Origin of the sequence: Pseudomonas sp. NY15181 (assembly GCF_048068055.1) — a bacterium.
GTDB lineage: Bacteria > Pseudomonadota > Gammaproteobacteria > Pseudomonadales > Pseudomonadaceae > Pseudomonas.
Window position 1 is genome coordinate 205,454 of sequence record NZ_JBLUPT010000001.1, and the last position, 12,943, is coordinate 218,396.

The following is a 12,943-nucleotide window of genomic DNA, read 5'->3' on the forward strand; positions in this document are numbered from 1 at the left end:
GAAGGGCCGGCTCATTGTCGGCCCTTTGCTTTTCTGCCTCGATGCCCAAGGAGTTCGCCATGAGCGTGATAATCGAGAGGAACGGCCCGGTGACCACCCTGGTGATCGCCCGCCCGGCGGTACGCAATGCCGTGGACCTGCCCACCGCCCAGGCGCTGGCCGATGCCTTGCGCGATTTCGAGCAGGACGAGGAGGCACGGGTCGCGGTGCTCACCGGCGCCGGCGGCACCTTCTGCGCGGGCGCCGACCTGGCGGCGGTGGCCGAGGGTGGCGAGCGACGCAACCGCCTGGAAACCGAAGGCGACGGGCCGATGGGGCCGAGCCGCATGCAGTTGTCCAAGCCGCTGATCGCGGCCATCGAGGGCTATGCCGTGGCTGGCGGGCTGGAGCTGGCGCTATTGGCAGACCTGCGGGTGATGGCCGAGGACGCGGTGTGCGGGGTGTTCTGCCGGCGCTTCGGCGTGCCGCTGATCGACGGCGGCACCGTGCGTCTGCCGCGCATCATCGGCCAGGGCCGGGCGCTGGACATGATCCTCACCGGCCGTCCGGTGGGGGCGCAGGAGGCGCTGATGATGGGCCTGGCCAACCGCGTGGTGCCGCGCGGACAGGCTTTGGAGGCGGCGGAAGAGCTGGCGCGGGAGATCGCCGAGTTTCCCCAGCGCTGCATGCTGGCTGATCGAGCAAGCGTCTTCACCCAGTGGACCCTGTCCTTCGACGTGGCGATGGCCAATGAGTTCCAGGGGGGGATGGCGGTGATCCAGAGCGGCGAGACGGTGGAAGGGGCGCAGCGTTTTGCCGATGGGGAAGGGCGGCACGGGGAGTTTTGAGGGAACGGGTCGAGAGCGCCCTCACCCTAACCCTCTCCCGGAGGGAGAGGGGACCGTCCTGAGCGGCGCACGCCCCGGCGTCAGTCGGTCATGACGGTTCCTACCAATCGTGAGTTTCAGGATAAACACCGCACCACCAGCGAGCACTGACTGCCCCCTCTCCCTCCGGGAGAGGGCTGGGGTGAGGGGAAAGCCCGAGCGTCGGACTTTCCCTCTGCGACAGCGCCGATCAATCCCGCTGGATGATCACATAGGTCTTGCGCACGGTTTCCTGGATGTCCCACACGCCCAGGCTGTTCTGCGGCAGCAGGAAGGCGTCGCCGGCCTGGAAGGCGATGGTCTCGCCGCCGTCCGGGGTGAAGGTGCCACGGCCGGAGATGAAGTGGCAGAACTCCTGCTCGACGATCTGGCGGCGCCAGCGGCCGGGGGTGCATTCCCAGATGCCGGTTTCCACGCGGTCGGTGCGCTCGATGGATTCCACGCGGGTTTCCGATACCGGCTCGCCCAGCGGTACGGCGACCGGGTTCGCCTCGCCGAGTTCGGCGTGCAGGGTGTTCTTCAGGTGGGTCAGTTTCATTCGGGGCTCCAGTGGGTTTTCTCTAGGGGCTGATCAGCCGACCTTCCAGGTCATCAGGCCTTCCATGGTCGCGGCGACTTTCTCCGCCAGGCGGCGACGCCACGGGGCGCTGTGCGGGTTGGCCAGCACTTCGTCTTCGTGCACGAAACTGCGGATGATCGCGTTGTAGCCCAGCCAGCGGCAGGGTTCGGGCTCCCAGCCGCGCAGGCCGTCCTGCACGCTGCGGTCGTCGATCACCCAGGGCTGGCGGGTGAGTTCGCTGTGCTGGCCGAGGATCAGGTCGGCGAGGGTGCGGCCGCCGAGGTTGGTGGCGCCGACGCCTTCGCCGCCGTAGCCGCCGGAAAGGGCGATGCCGTTGCGGCGGTCGATCAGCATGTGCGGGTGGAAGCGCCGCGACATGCCAAGGTTGCCACCCCAAGTGTGGGTGATGCGTACGTCCTTCAGGCGCGGGAAGAGTTCGCCGAACAGGTAGCGGCGCAGGCCCACCTCATCGTCGGTGAGGCTGAAATCGGTGCGCAGCTTGCCGCCGAAGCGGTAGCCGCCACGGGCGCCGAAGGCCAGGCGGTTGTCGGCGGTGCGCTGGCCATAGGTGACCTGGCGGCTGAATTCGCTGAAGGCCTGGCCCTGCGCAAGACCGATCTCCGCCCAGACTGATTCGGGCAGCGGTTCGGTGGCCACCAGCAGGCTCTGCACCGGCAGCTGGTAGTTGCCCAGCGGCGGCAGGTCGGCGGCGTAGCCTTCGATGGCAGGCACCACCCAGTGCGCCTTCAGCTCGCCGTGCTCGGTGCGCAGCAGGCCCGGTGCCCAGTGAGTCACGCGGCTCTTCTCGAAGATCTGCACGCCCTGGCGCTCCACGGCGCGGGCCAGGCCACGGACCAGCTTGGCCGGGTTGATGGTGGCGCAGTGCGGGGTGTGGATGGCGCCCAGCGCGCTGGGAATGCGCAACTGCTCGGCGAGCTGGCTGGCGGTGAGCCAGCGGTAGTCGTCCTCGGTCAGGCCCTCGGCATGGAGGTGCGCGAGGTAGTCGCGCAGGCGGCGCTCCTGTTCCGGGTAGCGCGCGGCGGTGTAGAGCACGCCGCCCTTGCGGTAGTCGCAGTCGATGCCTTCACGCTCGAGCACGCGGGCGACTTCGTCGGGGATGCCGTGCAACAGGTCGTAGGAGGCGCGGCGCTGCTCCGGCGAGAGGCCGGCGAGCAGGCGGTCTTCGCCGAGGATGTTGCCCATCAGCCAGCCGCCGTTGCGGCCGGAGGCGCCGAAGCCGGCGGTCTCCGCTTCGACGATGGCGATCTTCAGCTGCGGCGCGCGCTGCTTCAGGTAGTAGGCGGTCCACAGTCCGGTGTAGCCGGCGCCGGCGATGGCCACGTCGACGTCCAGTGAGTCTTGCAGCGAGGGACGCGGGACGAGGTCGTCGTCCAGTTGGTTCATCCACAGACTGATATGACGCCATGCCGACATAGACGACTCCGGAAGGGAAGAGGGGGAATGTCGTCAAGCCTAGAGGTGGCGCGGGCTTCTGTCGTCTGCGCGGGTACGCGGGGAGTGCCGGCGCGCCCGCCGGCAACGGCCGGTCAGGCGTCGTTCTGCTCGTCGCGCAGGCGTTTCAGGTACTCGCGCGGGGACTGCCCGGTGTGCTGGCGGAAGCAGCGGTAGAAGGCCGACAGCGAGTTGAAACCGGCGGAGAACGCCAGTTCGTCGATGCGCGCCGGCAGCGGCGGACGCAACTGGCCGAGCAGGTGGGTGAGGCGCGTCTGGTTGACGTACTGGTAGAAGCTCAGCCCCATCACCTGGTTGAGCAGGTAGGAAATCTGGTTGCGGGTGTAGCCGGTGGCGCTGGCCACCTGGGTCAGGTCCAGGTCCGGCGCCAGGTACGGCTGGCTCTTGCTGAAGTACTGCTCCAGGTCATTGGCCAACTGGCTCAACTGGCGCGGCGAGAGGCCCAGGCGGCTGGTGGCCGGGCGCGGGTCCACCGCCTGCGGGCGGTTCTCGGCGCCCTCGCTCACTACCGAGGCGTATTCGTTGATCCGCCAGATCAGGCCGTCGCGCACGGTGATCGCTTCGCTGGAATGGAAGGTCGCCAGGCGGCCGCTCAGGGTCACCGCGATGCGGTACTGGATGAACGCGGTATCGCCATCCACGCGGATGCGGTCGATGTGGTCGAGGAACTCTTCCGGGCGGCTGGGCATGGTGCCCTGCACGTAGTCGCGCAGGTCGGCAAAACCCAGTGTGCGGTTCTGGAAGAAGTCGTTGTACTCCACCTGCGGATGGTAGAGCGCGAGCACCGCGTCGAGATCGCGGTGCTTCCAGCATTGGTGATAGCGCAGCACCACCTCGCGGGTCTGTTCGGTGAGGTGGCTGTCGGAGGGGCGTTGGTCGATGGCTTGCATAGGGTGCCAAGTCTGCCCCAGACAGCGGCGTTCGGGTAGTGGCAATGGCCGACGCACTATCCAACTGCTCGATGGGCCGTCATTGCCTGCGCCTATGTCGCCCCGACGAGCCCATTCCAGAGCGGGGATTCACTCTTTCGGGCGACACCCTGAATACCACCTTGGAGCGCTTACTCCCCACTGGGGGCCTGAGTAGGGTGTAGCCACCTCGACACCGTCAGGAGAGCCGCATGACAACAAAAACAAGGCGCGGATTCTTCCAACCGCAACTGCTTGCCACCGCTGTCGCCCTGGGATGCGCCACCCAGGCTCAGGCAATCAATTTCAACATTGGGGAAATCGAAGGACAGTTCGACTCCACGCTGTCCGTGGGGGCCAGCTGGAGTACCCAGAGTCCCAAGCAGGACCTGATCGGTTCCGCCAACGGCGGCCATGGGATGACCCAGACCAACGACGACGGGCGCCTGAACTTCCGCAAGGGCGACACCTTCTCGAAGATCTTCAAGGGCATCCACGATCTTGAGCTGAAGTATGGGGACTTCGGCGTCTTCACCCGGGGCAAGTACTGGTACGACTTCCGCCTGGAGGATGAAGACACCGACTGGAAGCCGATCTCCAACAGCGGCCGCAAGGAGGGCGCCAAGTCGTCCGGGGCGCAGCTGCTCGACGCCTTCGGCTACTACAACTACTCCATCGCCGACATGCCCGGCACCGTGCGCCTGGGCAAGCAGGTGGTGAGCTGGGGCGAGAGCACCTTCATCGGCAACAGCATCAACGCCATCAACCCGATCGACGTCTCCGCCTTCCGCCGGCCCGGTTCGGAAATCAAGGAAGGCCTGATCCCGGTGAACATGCTCTATATGTCGCAGAGCCTCACCGACTCGCTGTCCGTGGAAGGTTTCTACCAGCTGGAGTGGGACCAGACGGTGCTCGACAACTGCGGCACCTTCTTCTCCACCACCGACGTTGCGGCTGACGGCTGTAATACCAACTACAACATCCTCGACAAGAAAACCGTCACCGCGCTGAATGCGCCGGCGACCAAGGCGCTGCTCAATTCGCTGGGCGTGACCGTGACTCCCGAGGGCCTGATGGTGCCGCGCGGCGCCGACCGCGATGCCCGCGACTCCGGGCAGTGGGGCCTGTCCCTGCGCTGGCTGGGCGATGACGTCGAGTACGGCGCCTACGCCATGAACTACCACAGCCGCACGCCCATCGTGAGCATGCAGAACGCCAGCGCCGCCGATATCGGCAATGCGCTGCGGGCCATCTCGGCGGGCGCCTCGGCGCTGGCCCAGCCGATCCTCCTGGGGCGCGGCCACTACTTCCTCGAATACCCCGAGGACATCCGCCTGTACGGCCTGAGCTTCTCCACCACGCTGCCCACCGGCACCGCCTGGCAGGGTGAGTTCAGCTTCCGGCCGAACATGCCGCTGCAGCTCAACACCACCGACCTGACGCCGCTGCTGGCCACCACCGTGGCCGGCGGCTTCGCCAGCGGCGGTGTGGCGGGCGCGCTGGGTCAGGCCGAGCAGGTCAACCACGGCTATATCCGCAAGGACGTGAGCCAGGCGCAGACCACCTTCACCCACTTCTTCGACCAGGTCATGGGCGCCGACCGCGTCACCCTGGTGGGCGAAGTCGGCGTGACCTACGTCGGCGGTATGACCAACAAGGTCGGCGAACGCTATGGCCGCGACTCGGTGTTCGGCGTGCCGGAGAACGCGGTGGCCGATGCGCAGTACGGCAGCGGCGGCTTCTATACCTCCTCGTCCTGGGGTTACCGCGCCCGCACCATCTGGGACTACAACAACGTGTTCGCCGGGGTGAACCTCAAGCCGAACATTGCCTGGTCTCACGACGTGCACGGCTACGGCCCGGTCTTCAACGAGGGCAGCAAGGCCGCCAGCGTCGGCCTCGACGCCGACTACCAGAACACCTACACCGCGAGCCTGAACTACACGAACTTCTTCGGTGGCGATTACAACACCATCGTCGACCGCGACTTCGTTTCCCTCAGCTTCGGCGTGAACTTCTGACCTGCCAGACCAAGGAACCGACGTATGAGAACGACAAGAATCCTTCAATGCGGCGCGCTGGCCCTGAGCCTGCTGTCCTGCGGGGTGATGGCCGCGGTCTCCGCCGATGAGGTGGCCAAGCTTGGCACCAGCCTGACGCCCATGGGCTCGCAGAAGGAAGGCAACGCCGATGGCAGTATCCCGGCCTGGGCCGGCGGCATCGCCCGCGACGCCGGCAAGGTGGACGCCAAGGGCTTCCTCTCCGACCCGTTTGCTGGCGAGAAGCCGCTGTTCACCATCACTGCGCAGAACGTGGATCAGTACAAGGACAAGCTTTCCGCCGGCCAGCTGGCACTGTTCAAGCGTTACCCGGACACCTACAAGATCCCGGTGTACAAGACCCACCGGACCTTCGCGTTGCCCGATGAGGTCTACGCCTCGATCAAGCACAGCGCCGAGTTCGTCCAGCCGATCAACGACGGCAATGGCCTGGAGAACTTCGAGAAGAGCCGCTACTACGCCTTCCCGATTCCGAAGAACGGTGTGCAGGCGCTGTGGAACCACCTGACCCGCTACCACGGTGGCAACATTTCCCGCGTGGTGGTGCAGGTGGTGCCGCAGACCAACGGCAGCTACACGCCGATCCGCTTCGAGGAATCGATCGCGGTGCCGCAGAACATGGCCGAGCAGGACGCCAGCAAGACCGGCAACATCCTCACCTACTTCAAGCAGGAAGTGACCGCCCCGGCACGCCTGGCCGGCAACGTGCTGCTGGTCCACGAGACACTGGACCAGGTGAAGGAGCCGCGCCTGGCGTGGATCTACAACGCCGGCCAGCGCCGCGTGCGCCGCGCTCCGCAGGTGGCCTACGACGGCCCGGGCACCGCCTCGGACGGCATGCGCACTTCGGACAACTACGACCTGTTCTCCGGCGCGCCGGACCGCTACGACTGGAAGCTGGTGGGCAAGCGCGAGATGTACATCCCGTATAACAGCTACCGGCTCAACTCGCCGCAGCTCAAGTACGACGACATCGTCAAACCCGGCCACATCAACCAGGACCTGACCCGCTACGAGCTGCACCGCGTGTGGGAAGTGGTCGGCACCCTGAAGGCCGGCGAGCGCAATATCTACGCCACCCGCCACTTCTACCTCGACGAGGACAGCTGGCAGATCGCCGAGTCCGAGCTGTACGACGGCCGCGGCCAGCTGTGGCGCGTGGGCGAGGGCCACTCGATGACCTTCTACCCGCAACTGGCCACCGGCTACGCCGCCGAATCGCTGTACGACATCCTCGCCGGCCGCTACGTGACCTTTGGTTTGAACAACGAGGAGAAGCGTGGCTACCAGTTCGGCAACAAGGCCAGCATGGCCGACTTCACCCCGGCGGCCCTGCGCAACACCGGCGTGCGCTGATCCGCTGCAGTGCTCCTTGCCCGGCGCCTCAAGGTAGGCGCCGGGGTTCTTTTTTCGGGATGCGCAATGCCTGCGCCGGGCCTTGAGCAGCCGGCCCTATGACGCGCCATGAATGCCGCTGATGGTTCTTTGCCCGGCCAGCGCCCAGGCATAGTCTGGCCCGCAGCAAATGGCCGGAAGAAGCCCATGTCGACAATCGCCTTGCACAGCGCGGCGCTGCCGCGTCTGCCTCGCCAGCACCTGGCCCGTGAGCGCCTGCGGACCAGCCTGAGTGGCGCCGAATGCCGCCTGCGCCTGCTGGTGGCGCCGCCCGGCTGCGGCAAGACGGTGCTGCTGAGCGAGTGCGCGCGCCAGGCGCCGGCCGGCACCCGCGTGGTCTGGTTGAGCCTCGGCGGGCGGGCGCTGGAGCCGGCGCAATTCTGCGAGCGGCTGGCGGAGGCGCTCGGCGTACTCCAGGGTGACGAAGACGCGCTGGCTGCCTGGCTGGAGACAATGAGCGAGCCGATCTGGCTGATGCTCGATGATTACCCTCGGACGCCAGATGCCGAGCTGGACGACTGCTTCGACCGCCTGCTCGCCGTGGCCTCCTCGCAAGTGACCTGGTGGCTGGCCAGCCGGCGGCGGCCGAAATGCAACCTTACGCGCCTGCTGCTCGAAGGCGAGCTGCTGGAGCTGGATGCCACGGCCCTTACCCTGACCCAGGACGAGCTCGACCAGTACCTGCACCTGTTGGCGCTGGAATGGCCGCAGGCCCAGCGTGAAGCGCTGCTGGAATCGACCCATGGTTGGTTCGCGGGTATCCGCCTGCGGCTGCTGAGCCTGGCCAACGATGGCCCGGTACCGTGCACGATCCAGGTGGCGGAGAGCGGCAGCGCGCTGTTTCAGGACTACCTGCAACGGGAGGTACTGAGCGTTCTGCCCGCGTCGCTGGCGGAGACCCTCTGCGCACTGGCGGTTATTCCCCGCTTTGGTCGTGAACTCAGCGACTACCTGTTCGACGCGCCCGGTCAGGGGTTGGACGGACTGCTCGCCTGGGGCGCGCTGATCGAGCCGGTGGACAACACCCGCCACTGGTTCCAGGTGGCGCCGATGCTGGCGCCGACCCTGGCGCGCCTGTCCCGCTGGCCGGCGGCGATGCTGCATCGCCGGGCCTGCCAGTGGTTCAGCCAGTCCGGCGACCTCCACGCGGCGTTCGAGCACGCCTTGCTCGCCGAGCAGCCGGACGAGGCGGCCAGCCTGCTGCAGCGCTTCACCGAGGAACACCTGCTGTACGGGCGCAATATCGAGCGGGTGCTCAAGCTGCGCGAAATGCTGCCGGACGAGTTGTTGTGCAGCACGCCGCGCCTGCTGGTGCTCAATGCCTGGACCCTGTTGTTCGTCGGCCGGCTGGACGACGTCAAGGCGTTGCTCGCCAGCTTCACCCGCTTCCTGCCGATGCCCGGCGAACGTCGGCAGCGCGCGCTGGTGGCGCAGTGGCAGGGACTGGCCGGCGTGCTCACCCACGCCCGGGGGCGCGCCGGTGCCCGCGAACAACTGCGCGAGGCGCTGGAGTACCTGCCGGAGGATGCCTGGGCGCAGAAACTGATGTGCCTGTCGGCGCTGACCCAGCAGGCCCAGGCCGGCGGTAACCTGGCCGAGGCCCGCCTGATCAACCGGGATGCGCTCCGGCTTGCGCGGCTGCACGGCAGCCTGACCTTCGAGGCGCTGCTGGAGCTGGATCGCGCCCAGTGGCTGGAGCAGCGCGGCGAACTGCAGCGCGCCGACGCCCTGCTGGCGCGGGTGCAGGACTACCTGGACGAAATCAGTGTGACCGGCAACGCCATGGCCGGGCGTGTCGCCCTGCGCCGTGGCTGGCTGAGCCTGCGCCAGGGACGCAGCGACGAGGCGCGCGAGCTGTTCATCGCCGGCCTTACCGAAACCCGCCGCAGCCATGACCCGAACCTGATCTACGGCCTTACCGGGATGGCCTGGCTGGATGCGCTGGATGACGACATCGACGGCGCCTTCAACCGGCTGTTGGAGGTGGAACGGCTGATGCAGCTGCAGCATGTGCCCGAGGCCGTGTACCGCGGCTCGCTGTTGCTGGTCAGTGGTGCCCTGAGCCTGCGCCAGGGGCGGGCGGGGCAGGCGCGGGAGGTATTGCTGCGGGTCGCCTCGCGCTGCCGCACCGACCGCCTGAATCCGCCGGCCGCCATGCCTGACCTGATCCTGCGGGTGGAGCACCTTCTGGCACTCGCCGAACTGTACGACGGTGATATCGAGGATGCATTACAGCGCCTGTCCGCGATGCTGCCCGACCTGCTGCGGCAGGGGCGCAACACGCTGGCCTGCGATGTCTGGCTGGCGCTGGCCGAAGTCCATTACGCCGCCGGTGACCTGGATGACGCGCGCGCCGCGCTCGACGAGGGCGTGGCGCTGGTGCAGCGCTTCGGCCTGCTCGCCGCGCTGCGGGAAACCCAGCGCCGCCAACCGGGGCTGTTCGGCTTGCGCCCCAGCGCCGGCGAGGTGCCCGCGCACAGCCTGCTCAGCCTGCGCGAGCTGTCGGTGCTGGAACTGATCGCGCGGGGCTGCTCGAACCTGGAAATCGGTGAGCGTCTCTACATCTCGCTGCACACGGTGAAGACCCACGCCCGGCGGATCAACGGCAAGCTCGGCGTCGAGCGGCGCACCCAGGCAGTGGCGCGGGCGAAGGAACTGGGATTACTGAAGATCTGAGACTCAGTGCAGGGCCTTGGGCGGCACGCTGATCTCCGCCAGGCGCTGGGCCAGGCGCAACTGCTCGGCGGGGTCGTCGCTGAGCAGCATCGCCCGTTCCAGGTCGTAACGCTCGGCCTGCGGGCACTCCAGCGCGTGATAGAGATCGGCCCTGGCCAAGTGGTCGCCGGCGGTCGGCGGGCCCAGTTCCAGCACGCGCTGGGCGTCCTTCAGCGCGGCCAGCGGTTCGCTGACGCCCAGGTGCAATTGCCGCAGGTTGCGCGACAGGCGCTGGAGCATCTCGCCGGCACTGGCGGTTTGCAGGTGCGCGGCAGACAGCTCCACCTGCGGCCCCAGTTGGCGCACCAGCAGATCCCGGCAATCACGGGTGTAGAGGCGGCGGCCGGTGGCTGGGTCGAGCAGATGATCGGCGCCGGGAACGCGCAGCAGGAAGCGTCCGGGGAAGTTCACGCCAACCAGGGCAATGCCCTGTTGGCGCGCCAGCTCCAGGGCGATCAGCGCCAGCGACAGCGGTTGGCCGTGGCGGCGTTGCAGCACCTGGGGGAGCAGGGCGGCGCGGGGTTGCAGGGGGAACTCGTCGTCTTCGGCGAAGCCCAGTTCGCTCATGCGGCGCAGCAACGCCTGGGCCCGCTCGGCGTCCGTGGTGGCGGTCGGCATCACCACCGCGATCTGATGCGCCAGGCTGTCGAGCAGGCGGCGTGCCTGTTCAGGGCTCTGGTGCGGCTCATGCTCGGCAGCGATCCACAGCGCGGCCTCGAACAGGGCCGGTGGGTCCTGGGCAAGACAGGCGAGGCAGGCTTGACGCGGGTTCATGGCGTTCTCCGGCTGATTCTGCGGTTTTAACCGTTGCGGGGCGCGCTCGTCCAGTCTCCGCCCGCGCGCGTTACGAACAAACGCGGAAGGAGGGGGATGCCTATACTGTTAAGGCCCGAAATCGTGGGCGCCCGGTCACCAGCAAGGGAGCGCCGCCATGTTCGACATGATGGAAGCCACCCGGCTCGAGTCGCTGCATCTCACCCAGGACCCGGCCACGGGACTCAAGGCCATCATCGCCATCCACAATTCCCGGCTCGGGCCGGCGCTGGGTGGTTGCCGCTATCTGCCCTATCCCAGCGAGGATGCCGCCCTGCGCGATGCCGCGCGGCTGGCCCAGGGCATGAGCTACAAGGCCGCGCTGGCCGGGTTGCGCCAGGGCGGTGGCAAGGCGGTGATCATCCGCCCGCCCCACGTGGCCAATCGTGGCGAACTGTTCGAAGCCTTCGGCCGCTTCATCGACTCCCTGGGCGGCGCCTACATCACCGCGGTGGACAGTGGCACCTCCAGCGCGGACATGGACTGCATCGCCCAGTACACCCGCCACGTCACCAGCACCACCACAGGCGGCGACCCGTCGCCGCACACCGCCCTGGGCGTGTTCGCCGGCATCCGCGCCAGCGCCCAGGCGCGTCTGGGCAGCGATGACCTGGAGGGCCTGCGGGTCGCCATCCAGGGCCTGGGGCATGTGGGTTATGCACTGGCCGAGCACCTGGCCGCCGCCGGTGCGGAACTGCTGGTGAGCGATATCGACTCAGGCAAGGTGGAACTGGCGGTGGAGGAACTGGGCGCGCGCCCGGTGCCCAACGAGGCGTTGCTCACCACGCCCTGTGACATCCTCGCGCCGTGCGGGCTGGGCGGGGTGCTCACCTCGCAGGTGGTCGGCCATCTGCGCTGCGCGGCGGTGGCGGGGGCGGCGAACAACCAGCTGGCGCAGCCCGAGGTGGCCGATGAACTGGAGGCGAGGGGAATCCTCTATGCGCCGGACTATGTGATCAATTCCGGTGGCTTGATCTACGTCGCGCTGCAACACCAGGGCGAGGCGCTGCCGACCATCACCGCGCACCTGTCGCGGATCGGCGAGCGGCTCACCGAGGTCTTCGCCCACGCCCAGGCCGATCACCTGTCGCCAGCGCGGGTCGCCGACAAGCTGGCGGAGCGGATTCTCTACGGTGAGTACTCGGGGCACTGACGCCCCGAGCGTCACTCCTCGCCCGCCGCGTCGCTGAAAATCTCGTTCAGCGCGTCGGGCTGGTTCTTGAATGCGCGGGCGAAGGCGTCGCGGTTCTTGGCCATGAAGATGCCAATCTCCTCGACCTGGTCTTCCTTCAGCGAAGGCACCGCCTTCTGCAGCACCTCGGCCAGCGTTTCCGCCAGCTCCAGCATCTTGTCGTGCCGGTCGGCTTCTGCCTTATCCATGAACAGGCGCTCTGGATCGCGGCTGCTGCGGTACACCACTTCGACGGCCATTCATCACCTCGTAAGCCTTCTCTTGTTGGGGGAGTGGAAATTACTGTTTATTTATACAGTAAAGTGATTGCGCAATGCTACTGCCTGTACGCGAACCAGTCGTCAGAAGCCTAGACGCAGAGAAGAGGTGTGCCGCTATTCGAGCACTGTCGGCGGTGGTCCAAAAGAGTGCGTGCGACCCGTTGGCGCACACGGCGACTCCGACGTGACTGGCGCAAGGCGCCGTCAGTCAGAGCCTTCAGAAGGTGGGAATTTAGCTTAGGAAGCGATGAGCAGGCCGTGGCCGCTGCCTGTCGGGGCCAGCAACTGCGGCGCCAGGTGGCCGTGCTCGATGGCGAGGCCGAAACGGACGCTCTGGATGAGGCGCTGCAGCTGCTCCGGGTCCTGCAGTTGGCTGTTGCGGATCATGCGGCGCGCGGCGACGCCCTTATCGGTGGAGAGGGTGAGGGCGATGCTGCCGTCGAGTCGTTCGAGGCTGAAGTTGACGCGGTACTGCTGCCCGAAGGCGTCGGTCAGTACCTGGAAGGGACTTTCCATGAATCGGTCCTGCCTGTTGTTGGCGTGCCTCTGGATGGACCGGAGGGCCACCTGAAAAGTTCGCCGTCATGGTGCCGCAACGACGGGCTGCCATGACTGCGCAAGATCAATGGCGCAGTGCTTGCAATCGCAGTGCTTGCAACGAGTGGCTGGCAGGCATTCCCCAAGAATCCTTAAAGAAACGGA

At 67.2% G+C, this 12,943-nt stretch carries 11 protein-coding genes; 5 read left to right on the forward strand and 6 right to left on the reverse strand.

The features are described 5' to 3' along the window. Positions 1–59 precede the first annotated feature (59 nt). On the forward strand, positions 60–827 hold the full coding sequence (locus ACNFBT_RS01005; RefSeq protein ID WP_416745652.1) for a crotonase/enoyl-CoA hydratase family protein: 768 nt from the start codon (positions 60–62) through the stop codon (positions 825–827). Positions 828–1,056: 229 nt separating this feature from the next. Here the strand turns inward: ACNFBT_RS01005 and ACNFBT_RS01010 are convergent, their stop codons facing one another. From ACNFBT_RS01010 to ACNFBT_RS01020, 3 genes are all read right to left on the reverse strand, one after another. Then, entirely contained in the window at positions 1,057–1,404 is a 348-nt protein-coding gene (locus ACNFBT_RS01010; protein ID WP_152225604.1) for a cupin domain-containing protein, read from the reverse strand. Between the two features lie 33 nt (positions 1,405–1,437). Next, positions 1,438–2,859: an NAD(P)/FAD-dependent oxidoreductase gene (locus ACNFBT_RS01015; RefSeq protein WP_416745655.1), complete on the reverse strand. Its 1,422-nt coding sequence runs from the start codon at positions 2,857–2,859 to the stop codon at positions 1,438–1,440. A gap of 113 nt (positions 2,860–2,972) precedes the next feature. Next, positions 2,973–3,725 (reverse strand): helix-turn-helix domain-containing protein, encoded by a 753-nt coding sequence (locus tag ACNFBT_RS01020; protein WP_416747153.1) that lies wholly within the window; start codon positions 3,723–3,725, stop codon positions 2,973–2,975. 293 nt (positions 3,726–4,018) lie between these two features. Between ACNFBT_RS01020 and ACNFBT_RS01025 the strand changes: the two genes are divergently transcribed. From ACNFBT_RS01025 to ACNFBT_RS01035, 3 genes are all read left to right on the forward strand, one after another. Beyond that, complete coding sequence (locus ACNFBT_RS01025; RefSeq protein WP_416745657.1) at positions 4,019–5,827, forward strand: DUF1302 domain-containing protein; 1,809 nt, start codon at positions 4,019–4,021, stop codon at positions 5,825–5,827. Between the two features lie 24 nt (positions 5,828–5,851). Further along, on the forward strand, positions 5,852–7,222 hold the full coding sequence (locus ACNFBT_RS01030) for a DUF1329 domain-containing protein (RefSeq protein ID WP_416745659.1): 1,371 nt from the start codon (positions 5,852–5,854) through the stop codon (positions 7,220–7,222). 186 nt (positions 7,223–7,408) lie between these two features. After that, a complete protein-coding gene (locus tag ACNFBT_RS01035; RefSeq protein WP_416745661.1) occupies positions 7,409–9,937 on the forward strand; it encodes a LuxR C-terminal-related transcriptional regulator in 2,529 nt (842 codons plus the stop codon). A 3-nt stretch (positions 9,938–9,940) separates the two neighbouring features. On the opposite strand, the gene ACNFBT_RS01040 is transcribed toward ACNFBT_RS01035, so the two are convergent. Then, positions 9,941–10,750, reverse strand: coding sequence for a SirB1 family protein (locus tag ACNFBT_RS01040; protein ID WP_416745662.1), 810 nt, complete (start codon positions 10,748–10,750; stop codon positions 9,941–9,943). 157 nt (positions 10,751–10,907) lie between these two features. Between ACNFBT_RS01040 and ACNFBT_RS01045 the strand changes: the two genes are divergently transcribed. Further along, positions 10,908–11,942 (forward strand): Glu/Leu/Phe/Val dehydrogenase dimerization domain-containing protein, encoded by a 1,035-nt coding sequence (locus ACNFBT_RS01045; RefSeq protein ID WP_416745664.1) that lies wholly within the window; start codon positions 10,908–10,910, stop codon positions 11,940–11,942. An 11-nt stretch (positions 11,943–11,953) separates the two neighbouring features. Here the strand turns inward: ACNFBT_RS01045 and ACNFBT_RS01050 are convergent, their stop codons facing one another. After that, positions 11,954–12,220 (reverse strand): YebG family protein, encoded by a 267-nt coding sequence (locus ACNFBT_RS01050; protein WP_416745666.1) that lies wholly within the window; start codon positions 12,218–12,220, stop codon positions 11,954–11,956. A 258-nt stretch (positions 12,221–12,478) separates the two neighbouring features. Continuing rightward, the gene (locus tag ACNFBT_RS01055; RefSeq protein WP_416745668.1) at positions 12,479–12,757 is read right to left on the reverse strand and encodes a DUF3509 domain-containing protein; all 279 of its coding nucleotides are present in this window, start codon (positions 12,755–12,757) and stop codon (positions 12,479–12,481) included. Positions 12,758–12,943: the final 186 nt, after the last annotated feature.